Here is a 25,699-nt window from a genome sequence, read left to right as displayed (position 1 = left end):
TTTGAACCGAGATTGGTTGCAATGAGCTTTCTTGATATCTTTTTACTGAGCCGCCTAGATTTATCAATGGGGTTCTCCCCCTGCTCTAATCTAGCTTTCCTGATTTCACCATTGTTTACGTGCATCTGATTGCTTGAGGCGGAAAATGTCTTTAATTCTCAATAGATTTCCACAAATTTCCCATCAGTGTACGACAGTCGTTGATCTTTTGCGCGATCGCAGTTCAACACAGCCGCACACACAAGCGTTCACCTTTCTCGAAGATGGCGAAACTCAGGAATCAACGCTAACTTACCATGAGTTGGATCGTCGCAGTCGGGCTATAGCATCTCAACTCCAAGCTCTTGGTTTAAGTGGAGAACGTGCTATATTGCTCTATCCTTCGGGACTGGATTACTTAAGTGCATTTTTCGGTTGCCTATATGCTGGAGTAGTGGCAGTTCCGGCTTACCCGCCGCGCAATCAACGTAATACGCCCAGAATTCAGGCAATCATCAAAGATGCACAAGCAGCAATTATTTTAACGACAACAACCCTCCTCCCTAACGTCAAATCTTTATTGACAAAACACACAGACCAGGGAAATTTAGGTTGGCTGACAACTGACAACCTGGCCCAAGGCATAGAAGATTCTTGGCAACAACCTGCAATTGACGCGCAGATGCTAGCGTTTCTGCAATATACATCTGGTTCTACAGGCACTCCTAAAGGTGTCATGCTTAGTCATGGCAACCTACTACATAATGCTGCCGTGACTTACCAAATCATGGAACATTCGCCTGAGAGTCAGTTTGTCTCTTGGCTACCTGTTTACCATGACATGGGACTGATTGGTGGAATACTGCAACCCTTATATGGAGGGTTTCCTTGCGTCTTGATGTCTCCCACCTCATTTTTACAACGTCCATATCGATGGTTGCAGGCAATTTCTCACTATCAGGGTACAACTAGTGGTGGCCCCAACTTTGCCTATGAGTTGTGCATTCAAAGGATTACTCCTGAGCAAAAGTCTAGTCTTGATTTAAGTAGTTGGAGTGTCGCCTTTAATGGTGCTGAACCCATCAGACTAGAGACTCTAGAGCGATTTTCAGCCACTTTTGCTAAGTGTGGCTTTCGTCTAGAAGGATTCTATCCTTGTTATGGTATGGCGGAAGCAACTCTGATGGTTTCCGGTGGGATCAAAAAAGCTTTACCTCCTAGCAAAACAGTTGCAAAATCTGCATTGGAGAAGCATCAAGTCATTGAAGCAGCCACTAGTGATGATATTCAGACCTTTGTCAGTTGCGGTCAAAGTGTACCACAACAGCAAATTGTCATTGTACACCCAGAGACTCTTCAGCGTTGTCAACCCGACGAAGTGGGGGAAATCTGGGTATCAGGGCCCAGTATTGGTCAAGGTTATTGGAATCGTCCTGAACAGACAGAGCAAACATTCCACGCCTCCCTCAAAGACCAAAATTCTCGGCTATTTTTACGCACAGGTGACTTAGGTTTTTTGGACAACGGAGAACTATTTATTACAGGTCGAGCCAAAGATTTAATCATTATCCGTGGTCGCAACCTTTATCCGCAAGACTTAGAGTTGACTGTGGAACGTAGCCATTCATCATTGCGTTTAGGTAGTAGTGCAGCTTTCTCAGTTGAGGCAGAGAATGAAGAACGCTTAGTTATGGTGCAAGAGTTGGAGTTTCGCGCCAAACCAAATATTGAGGAAGTTATTGCAGCAATTCGTCAAGCTGTGGCTGAGGAGCATGAGGTACAAGTATCCGCAGTGGTGCTGATTAAACCAGGCACTATTCCCAAAACCTCTAGTGGCAAGATTCAACGCCGTGCCACAAAAGCCGATTTTCTGGCGAACAAGCTGGAAGTCGTTGGTAGCAGTATTCAGAAAACTATTAATATTGATGGAAACGAAAGTAGGTTAGAGCGTCAAGCTCTTTTAGCCCTCACCCCACGCAAACAACAGCCGTTGTTAGAGTCTTATCTTCAAGAACAGATAGCACGGGTACTTGCAATTCCACTGGATGAAATCAACCTTCAACAGCCATTAACCTCCTTAGGACTGGATTCTTTAAGAGTCATTGAGTTAAAAAACAAGATTGAGGATGATCTGGAAGTTAGCGTACCTATCGCAGACTTTTTTGCAGGTATTCACATCACTCACCTAGCGACAAAGATACTTGCCAAACTGACAACGGCAGCTTGTATACCGTCAGTAACCCTTACCCAAATCCCAAAACCCACCGACTTTCACCCTCTATCTTTTGCCCAACAGCGACTATGGTTTCTTGACCAATTGCAGCCAGACAACCCTTTCTATAACATTTCTGTTGTCGTTCACCTCAAAGGTGTACTCAACGTAGCGGCGCTAGAGCAAAGCTTCAATGAAATCGTCCGACGACATGAAGCCTTGCGAACGGCGTTTACTAGTGTAGAGAGAAAGCCAATGCAGGTGATTTGCCCAAATTTCACCTTAACCTTGCCTGTGGTAAATCTGCGGGATCTCCCTGAAATTCACCGTGCAGCCGAGGTGCAGTGGTTAGCCACTCAGGAAGCTCGGCAGCCTTTTGATTTGACGCAGGGATCATTGTTACGAGTGACTCTTCTACAGTGCGGCGAACAAGAACATACGATGTTGTTGACAATGCATCACATTGTATCTGATGGCTGGTCTATGGGAGTTTTGTTTCGGGAACTGACAATACTCTACGAAGTTTTTTCTTACGGACAGCCCTCACCTTTATCTGAGTTGCCCATTCAGTATGCAGATTATACAATCTGGCAACGTCAGTGGCTAGAAGGGGAAGTATTGGAGTCACAATTAACTTACTGGAAAAAACAACTGAACAATCTCCTGATACTACAACTGCCCACTGACCATCCCCGACCAGCAGTTCAAACTTTCCAAGGTAGACGGCAATCTCTAGTGCTGTCTAAGTCGTTGACGGATGCTCTCAAGGTGCTGAGTCAGCAGCAGGAAGTGACGCTGTTTATGACATTGCTAGCAACCTTTCAAATGCTGCTGCATTGGTACACAGATCAAGAAGAAATTGTGGTCGGTACAGATATTGCAAACCGCAATCAAGCGAAGACTGAGACACTGATTGGGTTTTTTGTCAACCAACTGGTATTACGTATTAACCTGTCTGGGAACCCCACTTTTGAAGAGTTATTAGAGCGAGTGCGCCAGTTAACTATAGGGGCTTACACGCATCAGGAGATGCCCTTTGACAAACTAGTGGAGGTATTAAACCCACAACGCACTTTAAGTCATACGCCCCTATTTCAAGTCAAGCTTGTGCTACAAAATGTACCGATGCCGCCTTTAGCGCTTTCGGGTCTAACCGTGAGTGTGACGGAGGTTGATAGTCAAACTGCAAAGTATGACTTGCTGTTGAATCTGACGGAGATAGAGCAAGGTTTGATGGGTTGGATGGAATATAGCACAGATTTGTTTGAGGCTGTTACTATCACACAGTTGTTGTCACATTTTCAAACACTTTTACGTACTGTTGTAGTTCAACCCAAGATGAGGTTAAACGTCCTCAAGGAAATTTTAGTTGCAGCAGATAGAGAAAAACAAATTGTAAAAGAACAAGAAATTAAAGAAGCTAGTCTTCATAAATTTAAGCATGTGAAGCGGAAAGTGATTGAGGAAGAGTTGGCATTAGAGAAAAATTGAATCTCGAAAGGTTGAGGTTAATGAGTTTAATGAGTTACTTTCTCTAGCTAAAACAAAGTTTTTATAGCAATCCTATCTCAGTTGTGAAAATGATTTTTATTGATAACGAACCGCCTTCTCTACGAGAGGCTTCCGCCAACGCGAAGCGTGTCGTAGAGAAGACGCCAAGTTTTAAAGTTTTCTAGTCCAGACAAACGCTTACTATAGGACTACTATTTGATTTTTGAAAAAATACGTAGGGTGTGTCAGAGACAGCGTAACGCACCATTCTTAAGGATTCAGTGAGTTACGCGAAACGCTAACGCACCCTACAAATACCTAATTTTGTTCAAAAATAAAACCGGATTCCTATATCTCATTTATGCATAGTTATGAAAAAATCTTCAACCGACAAGTTTGAGATCAAAAAGTTGCCAAGCCTAAAGCGGCAAGCTATGAGCTTGTCCCAAGAAGGATTAATCAAAACAGAATTTATTCAGAGTGGAAAGTTTTTGCCTTTAATAGTCCAGCCTACTGTTGAAGGAGTTAATCTCGCAGTTTGGGCTACACGCAATCGGTCTTTTATCGAAACAGAATTGCTGAAATATGGAGGAATACTTTTTCGGAACTTCAAGGTAAATGGAGTGGTTGAGTTTGAGGAGTTCATCGAATCTATATCAGGAGAGTTACTAGAGTATCGAGAACGTTCTTCGCCCCGCAGTCACGTAAATGGTAATATTTATACGTCAACTGATTATCCTGCAAGCCAAAGTATTTTCCTACATAATGAAAATTCCTATCAGCATACATGGCCTTTAAAAATATTCTTTTTTTGCATCACAGCGCCGCAGCAAAGAGGAGAAACACCAATTGCCGATGTGAGAAAAGTTTTTCAACACATCAACCCAAAAATTAGAGAACTATTTATCCAAAAACAGGTGATGTATGTTCGCAACTTTGGCAACGGATTTGGTCTTCCCTGGCAAACAGTTTTTCAAACTACGAACAAGCTAGAAGTCGAAGAGTACTGTCGCAAAAATGGCATTGAGACTGAATGGAAAAACGGTAATTGCTTGAGAACAAAACAAGTTCGTCAGGCTGTTACAAAGCATCCAAAAACTAATGAAATGCTCTGGTTTAATCATGCTGCTTTTTTTCATATATCAAGCTTAGAATCAACGATGCGTGAGTCCCTTTTAGCAGAGTTTAGAGAGTCAGACCTTCCCCAAAATACCTATTATGGTGATGGCTCGACTATTGAATCTTCCGTGTTAGACGAGATTCGCTCTTGCTATCAACAAGAAACGGTAACTTTCCCCTGGCAGGAGGGAGATATTTTAATGCTAGACAATATGCTCGTGGCTCATGGACGTGCGCCATTTGTCGGTTGTCGAAAAATTGTGGTGGGAATGGCTGAACCCTATAGTCACAGAGCCATTTAGGGCAAAAAATACAGGCTAGAGATATGCAAAAGAAAGTTATCAGAGGTTTTCGACTTTCACCACAGCAGAAGCATCTATGGTTGTTACAGCAAGGGGAGGCAACGCTACCCTATCGTGCTCAGTGTGCTATCCAAATTGAGGGAAATTTCAACAGAAAATTTTTCGAGACGGCTTTAGAGAATGTCTTAAATCGACATGAAATTTTGCGTACTACTTTTCGTTGTTTGCCGGGGATGGATATCCCTCTGCAAATTATTAGCGATCCGCTACCTGTGGGAACTGTTGGTAACGATCGCGATCGCACATCAATTCATGAGCATAATTTTAGGGGTCTGACTCCGCAAGCACAAGAAGTTAAAATTGAAACACTTTTTCAGGAAGTAAGTCAGCTACCTGGCGATTTTGAGGAAGGTTCACTTTTGCATCTGGACTTGGTTGAGTTGTCCGATGAGAGACATACGTTGCTGATCGGTTTGCCTGCTGTCTATGCGGATGCCGGAACGCTGAAGAATTTAGTGCGTGAAATCGCTGTTTCTTATGCAGCTTGCTTAGATGGCGAACAGCTATTTGATGAACCGATACAGTATGCTGATGTATCGGAAATTCTCAATGACTTACTGGAGTCAGAGGAGACAAAATCCGGAAAAGAGTATTGGTGTCAGCTAGATTATTCTGATCTTTTTACTTTAAAGCTGACAAGCGAAAATCAGCCTGCGATCGCACCAGGATTCTCGCCGAAGTTTCTCACTGGTGCGATCGCTGATCAGTTAACAGCAGAAATTGCAGCGATCGCCCAGAAGTATGAAACTACGACAGAAGTCGTTTTACTAACTTGCTTGGCAATTTTACTCTGGCGACTCACACAACAGCCAAAAATTCTGATTGGTACTGCCTGTGATGGTCGCAACTATGAGGGATTAGAGTCAGCTTTCGGGCTATTTGCAAAATATTTACCGCTTGTTTGTCATCTCGAAGAAAACCGGACATTTAGCGAGATTTTGCAGCAAGTTAACGAATTTAGCCGTCAGAATGCTGAATGGCAGGAATATTTTACCCCAGAACAGACTGCGGAAGCTGCTTCTTTCTTCCCCTTTTGTTTCGAGTTTGAACACAGACAACCAAAGTATTCTGTAGACAACAATTTATCACTTTCCGTTTATCAGCAGTCCGCATATATTGACAGATTTAAAGTAAAACTCTCTTGTCTGTGTCGGGAAGATTCTTTAGGTTACGAATTTCACTATGATTCCAATCTATTCTCAACTGAGGATATCATAGGTTTGGCGGAACAATTTCAGACTTTGTTAGAAAGCATCGCCAACAATTCTGAAGCAGTAATTAGTCGCTTAGAGATTCTGAGCGATCGCCTGCGGCAGCAATTGCTGATTGAGTTCAACAATACAAAAACCACTTACCCAAATGATAAGTGTATCCACCATCTGTTCCAAGAACAAGTAGAGCGAACCCCAGATAACATCGCTGTGATATTTGGGAAGCAGCAACTAACCTATAGTTCGCTCAACGCCAGAGCAAATCAACTCGCGCACTACCTCCAGCGATTGGGAGTCGGGCCAGATGTGCTGGTGGGGATTTGCGTAGAGCGATCGCCACTGATGATGGTTGCAGTATTGGGCATTCTCAAAGCCGGTGGAGCCTACGTGCCGATTGAAGCAACCTATCCACTAGAACGACAAGCCTACATCATCGCGGATAGTAATGTACCGATACTGTTGACCCAGCACCGTCTATCAGCCAGCTTACCCACAAATGAAACCAAAGTCATTTGCCTAGATACTAATTGGGAAGACATAGCCCAGGAAAATACAGCCAACCCGGTCAGTCAAACAACCCCTGAAAACTTGGCATACATCATCTATACTTCTGGCTCCACTGGCAAGCCCAAGGGAACATTGATTCCCCACCAAGGGCTAGTCAACTACTTAAGTTGGTGTACGCAAGCTTACACAGTTGAGCAAGGAACAGGGACGCTAGTTCACTCACCTTTAGGGTTTGACCTCACAATCACGAGTCTATTTTCACCCTTACTAGTGGGTTGTCAGGTAAAGCTGCTACCAGAAAACCAAGGCATCGAGACGCTTTACACTGCTTTGAAGGAAAGCTCTAATTTAAGCTTGGTCAAACTTACACCTGCTCACTTGGAGTTGCTTGGTCAGCAGTTCTCTCCTCAAGAAGCAGCAGGTCGGACGCGAGCTTTCATCATCGGGGGTGAAAATTTATTGGCACAGAACATTGCTTTCTGGCAGAAGTTTGCTCCTGATACGATATTAGTGAATGAATACGGGCCAACCGAAACCGTAGTTGGCTGCTGCATTCACCAGGTAAATGACAAGCAGCAGTCAGGCTCAATTCCCATTGGTCGTCCAATTGCCAACACCCAGCTTTATGTGTTAGATCGACACTTGCAACCAGTGCCAATCGGCCTTGTGGGTGAACTCTACATTGGCGGTCAAGGAATGGCACGAGGTTATCTGAACCTACCTGAACTGACAGCCGAAAAGTTTATTCCCAACTCCTTCAGCAACGAACCAGGGGAGCGTTTGTACAAAACAGGCGACCTAGCTCGTTATCGTTGTGATGGCACTCTTGAGTTTCTGGGACGGATTGATAACCAAGTCAAGCTCCGAGGTTTCCGCATTGAACTAGGAGAAATTGAGGCGGCTCTTTTAGAGCATCCGAGTGTGCAAGAGTCTGTAGTTGTGGTGCATGAAGATGTCTCAGGCAACCAACGTTTAGTTGCATACATTGTTTTCAGGGCATTATCCACTTCTATCAGCGAACTAAGTCAATTTCTCAAACAAAAGTTACCTGAGTACATGGTTCCCTCAGCTTATTTACAACTGGATGCATTACCATTAACCTCTAATGGTAAAATAGATAAAAAATCTCTCTTGGTTGTGGAAGAGTTTCGACCAGAGTTAAAAGTTACTTATTTACCACCCACTACTGAGGTAGAACAAACAATTGCTGCTGTTTGGCAAGAGGTACTTCACCTAGAAAAGGTGGGTATTAATGATAACTTTTTTGACATAGGTGGTCATTCGTTGTTAATTGCTGAAGTTCATAGCCAACTCAAGGAACTGTTGGAGCAAGACTTATCAATTATTGAACTGCTTGAGCATCCAACAATAGATTCGTTGGCGAAATATTTAAATGAGGGAAAAGACGCACAGCTAGAAACCAAGCAAGTTCGCGATCGCGCTGGGAAGCAAAAAGAGGTGATAAATCGCCAAAAACAACTTCGCACCAAGAGATAAAGAATATTTAGAAATATGCGTATCACGATTGTTACAGGTGGTTCCCTTGGCGATCTTCAACCTTATGTTGCTTTAGGACTGGGATTGCAACAAGCAGGACATGTAGTAAAGCTACTTGTTTTTACTAATCAGGCTCGTCAAGAATTTATCAGCCGATGGGGTCTGGAATGTGTTTGTATGGATCTACATGCAGAAGAATTTTCCACAGAGCCATTCTGGAAATGGCTCCATCCCAACCCCTTTTACATCTTTAATAATATTAGGAGTGTTCTGCAACCTCTTGAAGATAGCTACCTGTCTAAACTCCTCGATCTTTGCCAGGGAGCAGAGGCAATTATCTTGAGTCAATTTTCATTGCTGGGTTATGACATCATAGAAAAGTTGGGTGTACCTTGCTATGCAGCCTGTATCCCACCTATTAGTCCAACACAGGCTTTTCCTCACCCTGCTGCACCAATTGAATTACATTTAGGTGGAATCTATAATCGGCTAACCTACTTCTTATTCGATCAACTCTTATGGCGATCTGTTAGAGGGCCGATAAATCGGTGGCGACAGGAAGTCCTAAAATTAACTCCTATTGCTTGGTGGTTAAGCCCAGTTCATCGCCTACACCAGCAAAAACTACCTTTTCTCTACGGCTACAGCCCATCTTTACTACCTAAACCGTCTGAATGGCCTGATTGGTTGCACGTTACTGGCTACTGGTTTATAGATTGTCCTGAAAGTTGGCAACCACCTATAGACTTAGTAGATTTTATTGCAATTGGGTCGCCGCCAGTGTACGTTGCTGGTCGTGGTTTAACAGAGGAGGAACTGAAATTGGTATTAGAAGCGATCGCTCAAACAAATCAAAGATGTATCTTACAAGTACCAGGAGAACTCACTGGCGAAAACAGCCTCAGTGAGGATTTCGATTTATCAGATAAAGTTTTTAAACTTTCCGAATGGGTGCCATTTGACTGGCTATTTCCCCAAATGGCAGCACTTGTGCATCATGGAGGTGCTGGTACATTAGCTTATGGCGTGCGATCGGGTGTCCCTTCTATAACCATACCCAGCGGAGATGACCGATTTTTTTGGGCGCATCGTGTAGCAGAGTTAGGTCTAGGCCCAAAGCCGATTTTGCCACACCAATTATCTAGCCAACGATTAGCAGATGCGATTCGATTAGCCACCAACGATCGGGCAATGCAAGCTCGTGCATCTGCAATGGGGCGAAAGATCCAAGCAGAAAACGGAGTGGTTCGAGCGATCGAAGCTTTTCATCGCCATTTGCCAAACAAAGTTGGGACTTACGCAAAACATAAAGAAAGTAGCGGTAATTCATGAATTACCGCTACGCAATAATCAGGTTTTCAGGCACATCTTGCGTAAGTCCTGAAAGTATAGAAATAAAATTTCCTACAGATAATTATTAGCTTTTAGCCGATGTGGAATATGACCATTATGTTTAAAATCGAGTCACTAGAAACCAGCACTGGAAAGATTGTGTATGGTGACGAAGGCAAAGATATTCTTTGCCTCCCCGTAGGGGAAATTAAAGATTTATTCAAGTCATTTGGAATTCTTCTTTTTCGAGGTTTTGGAGTTACTCATGAGCAGATGAAAGCATTTGCAGAACAATTTAGTTCTAGATTTACCCGAGAGACTAACAGACCCCGCGTTGATTCAAGAGACGGGTTTGTTTCTTTGGTAGCACAAGGAACGCACTTTATTGAGCCTCATTGTGAAAATGCTAATACTCCCTTTCGACCAGATGCTGTTTGGTTTTGCTGTGGTGTTCCATCTGCACAGGACGGTGAAACTTTATTTTGTGATGGTGTCCAAGTGTGGGAACAACTAAGTGAAGAATCGAAACAATTGTTTCTTTCTAAAAAAATCAGGTTTGATATAAATTACTCTGCCGAACAATGGAAGTATTTTCTTGGAGCAGGGGCTACTTTAGCTAATGTGAAGCAAATGCTGGAAAATCTAGAGGGAGTAAGTTACTTTATCAACGAAGATGAGTCTATCTCTTTTACATATATTTGTCCAGCCGTAATTAAAACTAAGTATAGTAATCAAAATGCATTTGCCAACAATATTTTAAATTCAAAAGAATCAGTAATTTTTGAAAACGGTTCACCGATTCCCGATACAGTTATTTCTGAAATTGAGGAGGTAACGGATAGATTAACTGAAGAAATACAGTGGCAAGTTGGTGATCTAGTAATGATTGATAATTCCAGATTTTTGCACGGTCGTAGATCATTTAGCGATAACCAACGGTTGATTTTCTCTATCTTCAGTTACCTAAATTTTTGATATTAGTACAATCTGGGTGAATTACTTAAAAACTTTTAGGAAAATCAAAATCATGGAAAGTAAATTAGAGAACGCAAATTTAATGCATGAAGATAAAAATAACTTAGCCTACTATGATGCTTTGGCTTTTTGGTACAGCGCAGGTTCAGCAACCAGCCAAGCTTGGGTGGCGTTTTTAGAAAAATTTATCCTCCAGTCTCTCCCAGAAAAAGCACATTTTTTAGACATTTGTTGTGGGAAAGGAGAATTAATACAACAATTGTTAATGAAAGGGTATCAAGTAACTGGGCTTGATTTCTCTAAAGAGATGTTGCACTATGCTCGCGAGAATGCACCCAATGGTGAATTTATCCAATCTGACGCACGCTTTTTTAAATTGCCGCCTACATTCCATGCAGTTGTTTCAACACAGAATTCCTTTTCAAATGTCACAAGTCTTGAAGAATTGACAAGTGTTTTCTACAACGTGTATACAGCAATGCTAGAAAATGGCTGGTTTGCGTTCGACTTGAGTCAGGAAGAAGAGTATATTTTAAACCATAATGATTCGTATAGCGATGTTCGAGATGATTTTGCCTTTAATCTATTATCTAGAAACTATTATCCTGAAGAAAAAATATATCGAAGAAATGTAGTATTGTTTCGGTTGATAAATGGAACCTGGCAGCGTTCAGATGTGACTTTAGTAGAAAGACCTTATTTCCCCGAACAAGTTAAGTCAGCTTTGGAAAAGGTCGGGTTCAAGGAAGTGAAAGTTTATGATGTCAATCGGGAGTTGGCAGCAAATGAAAGTGAATTGACAGGAGAGTTAGATGGACTCGTAAAAAATGGCAGGATGTGCTATGTCTGTCACAAGTAACGAACGAGATAGTCCTAGTACAAGAAGGCAAAAGTAAAAAGTGAGCCAGCACGGTCTTGGGGGTTTCCCCCATGAGTGACTGGCGAACTCCGAAGGAGTTAAAAAGGCAAAAGAAAGAAGTTTTATCCCGTAGTTTGCTCAGTTACCAATGCAATATGCCTATAGTAGGTGTTGCAAGCCTCAATGTCCTGCAAATATCTGGTTTTTTATATACAGAGTGGTAAGGGCGGTTGAGGCTTTTCATAGCCATCTGCCACATAAAGTATAAGAACAAACTTTCCTACTGAATGATTTTTAAGGAGTACTACCAGTGAAGATAAACAGCCATCAAGAATATTAGGTGGAAGCCTTGACTTGAATGACCCTAAAACTATTTTTTTGAATCTTTTTGCTTAACGAATTTTTTTTGAAAGACTTTTTATTGCAAACTCAAGAGCAGATAGCCAATGTTCGCTAATGATACTTTCAGAAATGAGAATATGGAAGGGATAGCTGTGATTGGCATGGCTGGCCGTTTTCCTGGAGCCAAAAGTATTAATGATTTTTGGCGAAACCTCAAAGATGGTGTGGAGTCGATTTCTGTCTTAACGGATGAAGATATATTAAATTCAGCAATTGACCCAGCTATACTGAATAACCCTCGCCATGTAAAAGCTGGAGCAGTATTAGAAGATATAGAATTATTTGACGCTGCATTCTTTGGTTTTAACCCAAGAGAAGCAGCAATTATGGACCCCCAACACCGCTTTTTCTTGGAGTGTTCGTGGCAGGCTCTGGAAGATGCTGGCTACGATTCTGAAAACTTTGCAGGCGAAATTGGTATTTATGGGGGTATGGGCTGGAACAGCTATTTGTTGTTTAACATTGCTTCTAACCGCAACAACTTACTGAATTTAGAAATTGGTCAACAAACGCTGCTGGGTAATGAAAAAGATTTCCTAACTACACGCACTTCTTACAAATTAAATTTAAAAGGCCCAAGTATTAATGTGCAAACTGGCTGCTCCACATCATTAGTTGCAATCTCCTTGGCTTGCCAAAATTTGCTCAGTTATCAATGTGATATGGCTCTAGCTGGTGGTGTGGCTATAAATGTCCTACAAAAAGCTGGTTATTTACATCAAGAAGGGGGAATTATGTCTCCCGATGGTCACTGTCGTACCTTTGATGCCAAAGCTAGAGGAACTGTGGGGGGTAGCGGAGTTGGAGTAGTAGTTCTCAAGCGCTTGGAAGATGCTCTAGCCGATGGTGACTGTATTCATGCCGTGATTATTGGTTCCGCCATCAATAATGATGGAGCTTTGAAAGTAGGTTACACAGCACCTAGCTTAGTTAGGCAAGCCGAAGCGATCGCACAAGCTCTTGCTGTAGCCGATATTGAGCCTGAGACAGTCAACTATGTTGAGTGTCACGGTAGCGGTACAGTTTTAGGAGATCCTGTGGAAGTTAAGGCTTTAACAAAAGCCTTCCGTACAAGTACCCAGAAAAAAAACTTCTGTGCCATTGGTTCGGTGAAGACTAATGTCGGACATCTAGATGCAGCAGCAGGTATAGCTGGCTTCATTAAGACGGTTCTGGCTCTAAAACACAAGTTGATTCCACCCAGCTTACACTTTGAGCAACCCAACCCTGAGATTGATTTCAACAACAGTCCTTTCTATGTCAACACCAAGTTATCCGAATGGAAAACCAATGGCACCCCCCGTCGGGCTGGAGTTAGTTCCTTCGGTATTGGGGGAACTAATGCACATGTAATTTTGGAGGAAGCCCCGGTAGGAAGGCAGGGGGAGCAGGGGGGGCAGGGGAGGAAATATCATCTGTTGGTTCTTTCTGCGAAAACGGAATCAGCACTCTTATCAGCTACGGCAAATTTGGTTAATCACCTGAAAGAGTATCCCAATTTAAACTTGGCTGATGTGGCTTATACCCTGAAGGTGGGGCGCAGGGCTATGGGCTATCGACGGGTGGTTGTTTGTCAGGATGTTGATGATGCAATGAATGCACTGCAAGATCCAAAACGAGTTTTGACTAGTATTCAACAGACAAGCGAATACGCTGCATACACGCCCAGTCCTGCGGATGGGTTGCGCGATCGCCCCGTCGCTTTGATGTTTCCTGGGCTGGGAACTCATTACATTAACATGGCTCTTGAACTTTACCAAGTTGAGCCGACGTTTCAACAAGCAGTTGACAAATGTTGCCTGTTGCTAAAACCTCTCCTTGGTCTGGATCTGCGGGATGTGCTGTATCCTAAAAATAGTTCTCAAAAACAGAACCCACCTAAACCAGGTCTGGATTTGCGAAAGATGCTCGGTCGTGGTGAAGAACCAGCTGATGAAGCCACCCAAAAACTAAATCAAACCTTTCTCGCCCAACCAGCCATCTTTGTCATTGAGTACGCTTTGGCTCAGTTGTGGTTAGAGTGGGGAATTCGTCCTGTCGCCATGATTGGCTATAGCATCGGTGAATTTGTAGCGGCAACTTTAGCAGGAGTTTTATCCCTGGAAGAGGCTCTGACTCTTGTTGCCAAAAGAGCGCAAATGATTCAACAGTTGCCAGCAGGGGCAATGCTGGCTGTTCCCTTGACAGAACAAGAGGTGCAGCCTTTCTTAAGTGAGAAACTTTCCCTCTCAGCAATCAACGGCTCATCTCTTTGTGTAATTTCAGGTTACACCGAGGCTGTGGATGAATTGGAACGCCACCTAACCCAAAAGGGTTTGGCGTGTCGGCGGATTGTGACTTCTCATGCTTTTCATTCAAAAATGATGGAGGCGATCGCACCCAACTTACACGATCTAGTTAAAACATTCAATCTCCAACCACCGAAAATTCCCTATCTGTCCAACGTCACGGGAACTTGGATTACAGCAGAGCAAGCAACAGATCCCAGCTACTGGGTTAAGCATCTGTGCCAAGCTGTGCAGTTTGCTGCGGCAGTGCAAGAATTGTCCAAAAAACATAATCCGGTTCTGTTGGAAGTTGGTTCTGGACAGACATTGAGCAGTTTAGCACTCAGTATTTTCCAGAGCGATCGCCTAGCAGATCGAGTTGTCCTGCCATCGCTGCGGCATTCTTACGAACGTCAATCAGATATTGCCTTTTTGCTGAATACACTAGGTCAGCTTTGGCTTGCAGGAGTGCAGATAGATTGGGCAGGATTTTATTCTCATCAGCGTCGCGATCGTTTGCCTTTACCGACTTATCCGTTTGAGCGTCAGCGTTATTGGATTGAACCACACAAACAAACACAAGTTGTCGCCATTTCGCAGACATGCTCACCAGAACACTTTCAAGGCGGCGAAGCACAAGAATATCAATTGCCAACGAATAGCGAAACAGTATCAGAGCTTTCGCTACACTCGCGCCCACACTTACGGAATTCTTATGTTGCTCCTAGCAGTGAACTCGAACACAAAATTGCTAACTTCTACCAACAATTGTTAGGTATCGAGCAAGTAGGTATCTATGACAACTTCTTTGAATTGGGAGGAAATTCCCTGATCGGTATTCAGGTGATTGCCCAACTTCGCAAAAACTTCCAACTAGAACTATCCCTTCGTGCCCTCTTTGAAGCACCCTCTGTAGCTGAGTTGGGTTTATTTGTTGAAGAAATGATTATAGCGGAGTTAGAAGAATTAACTGAAGACGAAGCTCAGGAGCTTGTATCTGTTGCCCCCTGCTCCCTTGCTTCTTATTCAATTGCGGATTGTCTGACGAGTCAAAAGCCGCAACATTAATGTTTTATCCCAATAGTTATGGAATGTCGTCATTCTATGCTAATGGAGAAGAAGAAAAGTCAGTTTTAAAAGCGATCGTCCTGAATCAATTGCAAAATAATCTCAAGAGTCGGGAAAACCTGATACAATATTCTGGTGAATTGCTAGAAGAAAGATTTAAAAGTCAGTTTTTTACTTGCCAACTGAGAACCCTCTCTGATGTCCTTGGCGAGCAAAATGTCGAACGCATAGACTTACTAAAAATTGATGCGTACAAAAGCGAACTTGATGTCATTAAAGGTATCAAGCATGAAGATTGGAAAAAATCAAGCAGATTGTCATAGGAGTAGGTGATAAACAGGGGCGGCTAGAGCAAATTACTGACTTGCTTAAAATCAAAAATTATCACATCGTAATAGAAAAAGAAAAGTTGTATGAAGATTCAGCGATGTACTATATTTACGCCCAACAAAAATGAAAAATGAAATTATAAAAATAGGTAGCGATGAGAGAAATTCAAAAAGTTGGTGTTGTCGGAGCGGGTGTTATGGGAATCGGGGTTTCACAAAACCTTGCTCAAACAGGTCATCAGGTGATTTTAGTAGATATTTCAGAAGATATTCTGGATCGTGCTAAACAAGAAATTAAAAATAATGTCCGTTTTCAGGGTTTTTTCCAGAAAAACAGTGAAGCAGAAAGTCCTGACGATATACTGCATAGAATTAAGTTTTCAACTAACTATAAATTTCTTGAAGATGCAGAATTTGTAATTGAGAATGTCACCGAAAAGTGGGATATTAAAAAGGAGGTCTACGCGCAGCTTGATGCCATTTGTCCAGGGAAAACAGTATTTGCAGCTAATACATCAGCTATCTCAATTACCCGCATTGCTTCTGTTACCAAGCGAACACCAAGAGTCATTGGTATGCATTTTATGAACCCCGTGCCAATGAAAGCGATGGTTGAAATGATTCGGGGGCATCATACATCTGATGAAACAATCGAGACAGCAAAAAAATTGTTGGCTCAGATGGGCAAAGAATGCATCATCGTTAATGACTCACCGGGTTTTGTTTCCAACCGCGTGTTGATGTTGACTATTAACGAAGCTGTTTTTCTTCTGCAAGACCAAGTTGCTTCAATAGAAGAGGTGGATAAAATCTTTAAAACCTGCTTTGGTCACAAAATGGGGCCGCTAGAAACAGCCGATTTGATTGGTTTAGATACAATTTTATTTTCCATCGAAGTTTTGTATGAAAGTTTCAACGACAGCAAATACAGGCCATGTCCACTGCTGAAGAAAATGGTAGACGCGGGGTTGCATGGTCGTAAAAGCGGCAAAGGGTTTTATGCATATAGCAATCCTAAATGATCTGTAAAATTCTTTTTTATTTTCTCTGATTGCTATACCAATAAATGAGAATATTACTATAAATTAAAAATACATAAATAGCGTTAGTTATGAAAGAAACCACAACAAGAATTAAAACCTTCCTTTCGCGATTTTTTGGGGATCATGACTTGCAGTTAGATGAAGATATATTTAGTCTCGGTTTTGTTAATTCCATGTTTGCCATGCAACTAGTCTTATTTTTAGAGCAAGAATTTCAAATTACTATTGAAAACGAAGACCTAGAGTTTGATAACTTCAAGACAATAAATGCTATGACCAATTTAGTACAACGTAAAACAGCTTTGCTTACCTACAACTAAACCAAAAATTGACTGATATTCTTTGATGTTAAAATCCATAGAATTTATCAGTGAAATCAATCCAAAATCTAAAATACCAAAATCTAAAATTGGATGGATGGTGGTATTTATCTAACTCAGTGATGTGATGAAACTAGAATTAACTCCTCAGCAAAAAAACGCTCAAGCTGAATTTAGAGAATTTGTAGATGCACAGGTTGTACCTCACGCAAATCAATACGATCAACAAGAGCGTACCCCTCCAGACCTAGTTAAAAAATTCGCTCAAAAACGATATTTAGGTGCTGTTTTACCTAAAGAATTCGGTGGCGAAGCTATGGATATGATTACCTATGGCTTGCTGAATGAAGAAATTGGACGCGGGTGTTCTTCGCTGCGGAGTTTGCTGACAGTTCATTGCATGGTTTCTCATGCTCTTTGCAAGTGGGGCAATAAGTCTCAAAAAAACTATTGGCTTCCCAAATTAGCCTCTGGTGAAATAATTGCTGCTTTCGCTTTGAGCGAACCTAACGTGGGTAGTGATGCTAAAAGTGTGGAAACTACAGCAACACTTTCCGGGGATGCTTACATCTTAAATGGACACAAGAAATGGATTACCTATGGACAAATTGCAGATGTCTTTTTAGTGTTTGCTCAATGTGAAGGAAAACCCTCTGCTTTCTTAGTTGAAAAGAACAGCCCAGGACTTTTGATAAAACCAATTTTTGGGATGCTAGGTGTCAGGGCTTCGATGTTAGCAGAATTGCACCTAGATGGCTGTCGCATTCCCCAGGAAAATCTTGTGGGTAGGCTGGGTTTTGGTTTCTCGTATGTGGCATCCTCTGCACTGGATTATGGCAGATACAGTGTAGCATGGGGGTCTGTAGGCATTGCACAAGCTTGTTTGTCGGCTTGCATTCACTATACTAGCGATCGCAAGCAGTTTGGCGTTTATTTAAAAGAACATCAATTAATTCGCCAAATGATTACTAACATGGTTGCCAATGTCAAAGCCGCAAGATTGCTATGCTATCAAGCTGGCTATCTCAAAGATATTGGCGATCCTAACTCCATTATAGAGACTTCAATTGCCAAGTATTTTACATCCACAATTGCTTCTCAAGTAGCAAGTGATGCCGTACAAATTCATGGTGGCAATGGTTGCAGTAGCGAATACCCAGTTGAAAGGTATTTGCGAGATGCCAAAATTATGGAAATCATTGAAGGTAGCACTCAAATTCAACAAGTTACTATCGCTGAGTACGGTTATCAGGAGTACCTATCACCACGCACTGGCACTGTGAGGGTGCAAAACTTAGCAGCAAGGATGTAAATACATGATTAGCACTCAAATTGAATCTTCAAATAACAAACAAGAAGACAAAAAAATCATTAAGTGCGTCGTTTGGGATTTAGATAACACGCTATGGCATGGTGTGTTATTGGAGGATAACTATGTTTACTTGCGAGATGATATCGTAAATATCATCAAAACTTTGGATAGTCGCGGGATATTACAATCGGTTGCAAGTAAAAATGATTGTGTTCTTGCTATGGACAAACTTCAAGAGTTTGGTTTGCAAGAGTATTTTCTGTATCCTCAAATCAATTGGAATTCCAAAGCTGCTTCTATTCAAGAAATCGCTAAATTAATTAATATTGGGAAAGATGCGATCGCCTTCATTGACGATCAGCCATTTGAACTAGAAGAAGTTAACTTTTCCCTGCCGGAAGTCCTCTGTATCAACGCATCTCAACTGGCACATCTACTAGATATGCCAGAAATGAATCCGCGTTTTATTACAGAAGATTCTAAAATTAGAAGATTAATGTACATTAGTGATACAGAGCGTCAAAATGCTGAAAAAGAATTTGTTGGGACACCAGAAGGGTTTTTAGCTACCCTCAAGATGAGTTTTACCATCTCTTCGGCAAAAGAAGAAGATTTGCAACGGGCAGAAGAATTAACAGTACGTACTAACCAATTAAATACCACTGGTTATACATATTCTTATGATGAACTCAATTATTTTCGCCAATCAGAAAATCATAAACTTTTTATTGCTAGTTTAGATGATAAATATGGAAGTTACGGTAAAATTGGGTTAGTTCTGATAGAGTGCCAAAAAAGCGTCTGGATCATAAAACTTCTGCTGATGTCCTGTCGCGTTATGTCTAGAGGTATTGGCACAATTATGCTGAACCATATTATGAATCTAGCTAAAAACAACAACGTTCGGCTGGGTGCTGAGTTTGTTTCCAATAATCGCAACCGGATGATGTATATCGCTTATAAATTTGCGGGTTTCAAAGAAATTGAAAAGCGGGGTGAACTTGTGACTCTTGAAAATGATTTAACGCGGATTCAACCTTTTCCAGACTATATAAAAGTACAGATTCTGAATTAGAAAGAGTTTAAATTTTTAGGTAAATATTGCTCAAGAGAATATTGAGTTAAACAAATGACTTTTCGGAACGATAGTATAAGCTTTGAGCAGAAAAAAGATGAAATTTCCCAGCGACGTTCTCAGCTTTCCGTTGTCAAGCAAACGCTGCTGAAAAAGCGGTTATGCGGAAACTTTGAATCTAATGCTCAATTACAACTTATTCCTCGACGTTCCCAGCGCGAACCAGCGCCTCTATCCTTTGCCCAGCAGCGGATGTGGTTTCTCTACCAATTAGAGCCAAACAGCGCTGCTTATAATCAAGCTGCATCTATACACATAACGGGTTCACTCGACCTAGCAGTGCTGGAGCAGAGCCTAAATGAAATAGTACACCGTCACGAAACTCTACGCACTACGTTTGCGATCACACAAGGAGAATCGGTTCAAATCATTGCCCCAACCTTAACGATAACTCTGCCAATCATAGACCTGAGAAAGTTGCCGGAAGTTGAGCGTGAACAGGAGGTTCAGCGACGAACTACTCAGGAAGTTCAACAGCTTTTTGACTTAGAACAAGGCCCATTGTTGAGGAGCATCGTACTACATCTGACCGAGACAGAATATTTGCTGCAAGTCACAATGCACCATATTATTACCGATGGTTGGACGTGGGGCGTACTGGTTCATGAATTGGTCGCGCTTTACGAGGCTTTCAGTATTGGTAAACCCTCTACGCTGCCTGAACTCCCTATTCAGTATGCAGACTTTGCTGTTTGGCAGCGGCAGTGGCTGGCGGCAGAGGTATTAGAGACTCAAGTTGCCTACTGGAAGCAGCAGCTGCATAATCTTCCGACATTGCAGCTGCCTACTGACCGCCCCCGACCTATAGTTCAAGCCTTTCGAGGGGCTAGACAAACTCTAATGTTACCAAAAGCTTTGTCCGAGGAGCTAAAAGTTCTGAGCCAGCAGTCAGGGATAACGCTGTTTATGCTACTGCTAGCGACCTTTAAAACTCTGTTGCACTGGTACACAGACCAAGACGACATAGTTGTGGGTACTGATGTCGCCAACCGCAATCGACCAGAGGTTGAAGGGTTAATTGGGTTCTTTGTAAATCAACTGGTGTTGCGGACAAATCTCTCAGGAAATCCGACCTTTCGAGAGTTGCTTGGACGGGTGCGCGATTGTACTTTGTCAGCATATACCCATCAGGATTTACCGTTTGAAAAACTACTGAACGCCTTGAAACTGGAGCGAACCAGAGGCCGGATGCCACTGTTTCAGGTCAAGCTTGTTCTCCAAAATGCTCCTTTGCCACCTTTGGAGATTACTGGTTTAAGCGTGAAGCTCTCGGAATCAGATATCGAGGCTGGGAGAGCAAAGTTTGATTTACTGATGAATCTGATGGATACAACTGAGGGACTGAAGGTGCAGTTGGAATACGACACCGACCTATTCGATGCTGTCAGTATGAAGCAGATGTTAGGATACTTTGAAAAACTTCTGTGTACTGTTGTTAAACAGCCCCAAACTCAGCTGCATGTTCTAGAGGAAATGCTCACTGAAGTAAGCAAGCAACAACAAATTCTGAATGAAAAACAACTCAAGGAGGCGCGTCTTCAGAAATTTAAAAATATTAAACGCCAGGTTATTTAATAAAGATAAAATTGGAATTGTAAGCAGCAACTGATGCTCAAAAGCAGAAAAATAAGTTACCTATTTGTCGGAAAAATATAATTTTCTCGCAAGTAACTGAGGAGCAAATATGGAAAAAGAAATTATTAGTGGCTTTCGACTTTCACCGCAACAAAAGCATCTATGGTTGTTGCAAAAAACTGACAATAGCCAGCATTATCGCGCTCAATGTCAAGTCCTGATTGAGGGAAATTTAAATATAAGAAGACTTCAGACTGTTTTAGAGGATATTGTCAATCGGCACGAAATTCTGCGGACAAACTTTCCTTGTATGCCAGGAGTAGATATCCCACTTCAAGTAATAACTGATAACTATATTCCGTCTATTAAAAAATATAATTTAAACGCTCTGAAACCGTTTGAACAAGAACTTAAATTAGAGGTAATTTTTAATGAATTAAGCCAACAGCCTTTTAACTTTGAGCAAAAACCACTTTGGTATTTAGCCCTAATTGAGCTATCCTTCGACAAGCATATATTGCTTGTCAGTTTGCCTGCCTTCTTGGCGGATACAGCAACGCTCAAGAATTTGGTGCGAGAGATCGGCTATTCATATAATACAGCACACTTGCAAAATGCGCTCTCAGATGAACCAATACAATATGCTGATGTCTCGGAAATTTTCAATGAATTAATTGACTCAGAAGAAACAGAATTAGGAAAAGAGTATTGGCACAAACAAGATATCTCTGCTATTTTCACTTTGAAGCTTCCTTTTGAACATCAACGTCCTGAAAAACTAGAATTTACACCTAAACTTCTTACCCAAAGAATTAATTCAGAACTAGCGTTTAATATTGAAGCGATCGCCCGGACATATAATACTTCCACTTCTATATTTTTTCTGGTTTGTTGGCAGGTATTGCTCGGACGACTCAGCGGACAATTAGACGTGATTGTTGGTACTGCTTATCATGGACGGACGTATGAGGGACTTGAAGAAGCATTAGGGCTATTTACGAAATATTTACCTGTTCATTGTCATCTAGTAGACAATTCCAAATTCAGCGATATTTTGCAACACGTTAACGAATTGACTAGCAAATTGTTTGAATGGCAGGAGTATTTTACTTGGGAACAAATTGTCAAATCAACCAGCAATGAAAGAGAGTTATCATTCTTTCCGCTCTGTTTTGAGTTTGAGGAACATTCAAAGCAGGATTCTGCGATGGATGTCTCTTTTTCTATTTCCAGACAATACGCTTGTCTTGATAGATTCAACCTGAAACTTCGCTGTGTTCGTCTTGATGATTCTCTGAACTATGAACTTCATTATGATGCCAATATCTTTTTGGCAGAAGATATTCAACGCTTGGCGTGGCAGTTTGAGACTTTGTTAGCCAGCATAGTCAAGAATCCGACTGGAGCGATCGCTACTTTCAACATTATTAGCGATAATGAGCGTCAACAACTCTTAGGCTTCAACAACACCCAAACTACTGCTTTACCCTACCAGTGTATCCACCATTGGTTTGAACTACAAAGCGATCGCACACCCGAAAACATCGCCGTCGGATTTCAAGCCCAGCAACTAACTTACTTTGAACTCAATGCTCGCGCCAATCAACTAGCTCATTACCTACAAAAACAGGGAGTTGGCCCTGATGTGCTAGTGGGCATTTGCATAGACAGATGTCTAGAAATGGTCATAGGAGTTCTAGGTATCCTCAAAGCAGGTGCAGCTTATGTACCAATCGACCCAATTTATCCCCAGGAACGCCAAACTTTCATTCTCAAGGATACTCAGACCCCTGTGCTACTAAGCCAGCAAAGTCTAGCAGCCGGCATCCCCACACAAGGAATCCAAGTCATTTGTTTAGATAGCGATTGGGAAGTTATAGCCCAGGAGTCTACAGAAAACCCAGTTAGTCAGACAACGGCTCTGAATCTAGCCTACGTCATCTACACCTCCGGCTCCACTGGCAAACCCAAAGGCACATTAATTCCTCATCGAGGTTTGGTCAACTACTTGCACTGGTGTACGCAAGCATACACAGTCTCTGAAGGAGAAGGAACGCTAGTTCATTCCTCTCTAGCATTTGACCTTACAATCACTAGTCTGTTTTCACCTTTACTAGTAGGGCGGCGGGTAGAGCTACTTGTGGAAGATAAAGGTACTGAAACCCTCAGCAATGCCCTACGTCACTATTCCAACTTAAGTCTCGTTAAAATTACACCTGCTCATTTAGAATTGCTCAACCAGCAGATATTACCAGAAGAAGCTGCTCAAAGAACTCGCGCCTTCATTATTGGGGGCGAAAACTTATTGGCACAGAATATTACCTTTTGGCAAAAGTTTGCTCCCGACACCATGCTCGTCAATGAGTATGGGCCAACAGAGACAGTTGTGGGATGCTGCATTTATAAAGTGCCAACTCACCAACACTTATCAGGATCAATTCCAATTGGTGAACCAATCGCCAACACCAAACTCTATGTGCTCGACCAATACTGCCAATTAGTGCCGATCGGTGTGGTGGGTGAGTTGTATATTGGGGGTCTGGGACTAGCTCGCGGATATCTGAATCGACCGGAACTGACCGCAGAGAAGTTTATTCCTAATCCTTTGGGCATTGAAGTTGGAGAACGTCTTTATAAAACTGGCGATTTAGCTCGTTATCAACAAGACGGGACGCTGGAGTTTCTGGGGCGTCGTGATGACCAAGTAAAGATTCGAGGCTTCCGTATTGAGCTAGGAGAGATTGAAACCGTACTACATGAGTATCCAGGATTACAAGAATCAACAGTCTTGGCGCGGGAGGATGTTCCAGGCAATCAGCGTTTAGTAGCATACATTGTTTGGCGGCCAGAGTCACCATCGCTGGAAGAACTACGAAGTTTTCTCAAACAAAAACTACCTGAATACATGGTGCCCTCAACCTTTATATCGCTGAAAGCACTACCATTAACTTCTAACGGTAAAGTAGATCGGCGATCGCTGCCAGCACCGGATACAGCCAGACCTGATTTAGACGCAGCTTATACACCACCGCGTACTAATATTGAGGAGATACTAGCTAATATCTGGAGTCAGGTACTTGGTCTTGAGCAGGTGGGCATTTACGACAACTTCTTCGACTTAGGCGGAGATTCTATTCTCAGCATTCAAGTCATCGCTAAAGCCAAGCAGGCTGCTATACAGCTAACTACCAGTCAAATTTTTGATCATCAAACGATCGCCGAATTAGCACCGATGGCAGGCATTACCGCAACAATTCGGGCTGAACAAGAAGCGATCGTTGGTTCATTACCCCTGACACCCATTCAGACGTGGTTCTTAGCGCAAAATCAGCCTGATTCACACCACTGGAACCAAGCGATCGAGCTGGAAGTGAAGCAACAACTCGACCCGCTGCTGATCGAGCAAGCGCTACAGCAATTACTTGTACATCACGATGCCTTACGTCTGCGTTTCGTGCAAAAAGAATCTGGTTGGCAACAGTTTAATGCTAGTTCAGATGAGGCTGTATCCTTTATCTGGCTGGATTTGTCGGCGCTGCCACTAGACCAACAAGAATTAGCTATTGAGACAGCAACCGAGACAGTACAGGCTAGTCTCAACCTGTCGTCCGGGCCATTGCTGAAGGTGGCCTTTTTTGACTTGGGTGTGCAAAAGCCAGCGCGAATGCTGGTGACGATGCACCACCTAGTCATTGATGGTGTCTCTTGGCGGATTTTGCTGGACGCTTTACATATCGCTTGCCAACAGCTGACTCGGAGTGAAGCAATCAAGCTGCCATTAAAAACAACCTCGTTCAAGCGGTGGTCACAACGACAACAGGAGTACGCACAGTCAGCAGAACTGAAGCAAGAATTACCTTACTGGCTTTCAAAGTCACGGAAATACGTTGCTCCTCTGCCAGTAGATCATCCTGATGGTGACAACTTAGTGGCTTCTGCCCAAATTGTGTCAGCAACACTCACGGTGGAAGAAACCAAAGCATTGCTTCAGGAACTTCCTCAAGTTTATCGAACCCAAGTTAATGATTTGTTAATAACTGCGGTTGCCCAAACTTTAGCACAGTGGACTAGAAAGCTAACGCTACTGATTGATTTAGAGGGTCACGGGCGAGAAGATATTTTCGACGACGTGGATCTATCGCTGACTGTGGGCTGGTTTACAACTATCTTCCCAGTTCTTTTGGAACTGGGTGAGGCAATCCATCCAGAAGATACTTTGAAATTAGTTAAAGAGCAGCTTCGCCAAATTCCGAATCAAGGTCTTGGCTATGGCGTACTGCGCTACATGAGCCAGGACGCAGAAATAGTTGAACAACTGCAAGCCCTTCCTCAAGCCCAAGTTATTTTCAACTACTTAGGTCAGTTGGATCGAATTATCCCTGAAGATTCTATGTTTCGACTATCCCATTTAACTCCTGGTCTTAGCCGTAGTCCACAAGGAAGCATGAGCCATTTGCTGGAATGTAATGCATTTGTTATGGGTAGTCGGTTGCAACTGGATTGGATGTATAGCAAGAACAATTATCAACGTGCCACAGTTGAGCGTCTGGCTCAAGGTTGCATAGAAGTGCTGCGGGCCCTGATTGTTCATAGTCAGTCTACTGATGCAATTGGTTATACTCCTTCTGACTTTCCTGATGTCGAACTGAGCCAAGAAAAATTAGAAAAGGCTTTTGCTGAAATAGACTTTTCTTAAGTGGAGGA

Annotated in this window: 12 protein-coding genes and 2 pseudogenes; all 14 read left to right on the top strand. The window is 42.4% G+C overall.

The annotated features are described in order from the left end of the window. Positions 1-145: 145 nt before the first annotated feature. Positions 146-3,589 (top strand): annotated as a pseudogene (locus tag RMY63_RS02435) (condensation domain-containing protein); the annotation flags it as partial. A 464-nt stretch (positions 3,590-4,053) separates the two neighbouring features. After that, a complete protein-coding gene (locus RMY63_RS02430; protein WP_322727165.1) occupies positions 4,054-5,103 on the top strand; it encodes a TauD/TfdA family dioxygenase in 1,050 nt (349 codons plus the stop codon). Positions 5,104-5,126: 23 nt separating this feature from the next. Further along, a complete protein-coding gene (locus RMY63_RS02425; RefSeq protein WP_322727164.1) occupies positions 5,127-8,378 on the top strand; it encodes an amino acid adenylation domain-containing protein in 3,252 nt (1,083 codons plus the stop codon). A gap of 15 nt (positions 8,379-8,393) precedes the next feature. Then, positions 8,394-9,710, top strand: a complete 1,317-nt coding sequence (locus tag RMY63_RS02420) for a glycosyltransferase (protein WP_322727163.1) — start codon at positions 8,394-8,396, stop codon at positions 9,708-9,710. A 117-nt stretch (positions 9,711-9,827) separates the two neighbouring features. Then, on the top strand, positions 9,828-10,685 hold the full coding sequence (locus tag RMY63_RS02415; RefSeq protein WP_322727162.1) for a TauD/TfdA family dioxygenase: 858 nt from the start codon (positions 9,828-9,830) through the stop codon (positions 10,683-10,685). Positions 10,686-10,737: 52 nt separating this feature from the next. After that, positions 10,738-11,544 (top strand): class I SAM-dependent methyltransferase, encoded by an 807-nt coding sequence (locus tag RMY63_RS02410; protein WP_322727161.1) that lies wholly within the window; start codon positions 10,738-10,740, stop codon positions 11,542-11,544. A 446-nt stretch (positions 11,545-11,990) separates the two neighbouring features. Then, positions 11,991-15,179: pseudogene (locus tag RMY63_RS02405) on the top strand (beta-ketoacyl synthase N-terminal-like domain-containing protein); the annotation flags it as partial. A gap of 101 nt (positions 15,180-15,280) precedes the next feature. Further along, positions 15,281-15,604 (top strand): FkbM family methyltransferase, encoded by a 324-nt coding sequence (locus RMY63_RS02400; protein WP_322727159.1) that lies wholly within the window; start codon positions 15,281-15,283, stop codon positions 15,602-15,604. A gap of 161 nt (positions 15,605-15,765) precedes the next feature. Then, positions 15,766-16,632 carry a 3-hydroxyacyl-CoA dehydrogenase family protein gene (locus RMY63_RS02395; protein ID WP_322727158.1) on the top strand — a complete coding sequence of 289 codons (867 nt, stop codon included), beginning with the start codon at positions 15,766-15,768 and terminating at the stop codon, positions 16,630-16,632. 89 nt (positions 16,633-16,721) lie between these two features. Then, positions 16,722-16,973, top strand: coding sequence for an acyl carrier protein (locus RMY63_RS02390; RefSeq protein WP_322727157.1), 252 nt, complete (start codon positions 16,722-16,724; stop codon positions 16,971-16,973). Between the two features lie 127 nt (positions 16,974-17,100). Continuing rightward, positions 17,101-18,285 carry an acyl-CoA dehydrogenase family protein gene (locus RMY63_RS02385; protein ID WP_322727156.1) on the top strand — a complete coding sequence of 395 codons (1,185 nt, stop codon included), beginning with the start codon at positions 17,101-17,103 and terminating at the stop codon, positions 18,283-18,285. 4 nt (positions 18,286-18,289) lie between these two features. Further along, positions 18,290-19,360 carry an HAD-IIIC family phosphatase gene (locus tag RMY63_RS02380; RefSeq protein ID WP_322727155.1) on the top strand — a complete coding sequence of 357 codons (1,071 nt, stop codon included), beginning with the start codon at positions 18,290-18,292 and terminating at the stop codon, positions 19,358-19,360. A 54-nt stretch (positions 19,361-19,414) separates the two neighbouring features. Further along, positions 19,415-20,995, top strand: a complete 1,581-nt coding sequence (locus RMY63_RS02375) for a condensation domain-containing protein (RefSeq protein ID WP_322727154.1) — start codon at positions 19,415-19,417, stop codon at positions 20,993-20,995. Between the two features lie 109 nt (positions 20,996-21,104). Next, complete coding sequence (locus RMY63_RS02370) at positions 21,105-25,691, top strand: non-ribosomal peptide synthetase (RefSeq protein WP_322727153.1); 4,587 nt, start codon at positions 21,105-21,107, stop codon at positions 25,689-25,691. Positions 25,692-25,699 lie beyond the last annotated feature (8 nt).

Source organism: Nostoc sp. ChiQUE01b (assembly GCF_034531255.1).
Classification (GTDB): domain Bacteria; phylum Cyanobacteriota; class Cyanobacteriia; order Cyanobacteriales; family Nostocaceae; genus Nostoc.
This window is presented reverse-complemented; position numbering and strand designations above follow the sequence as displayed.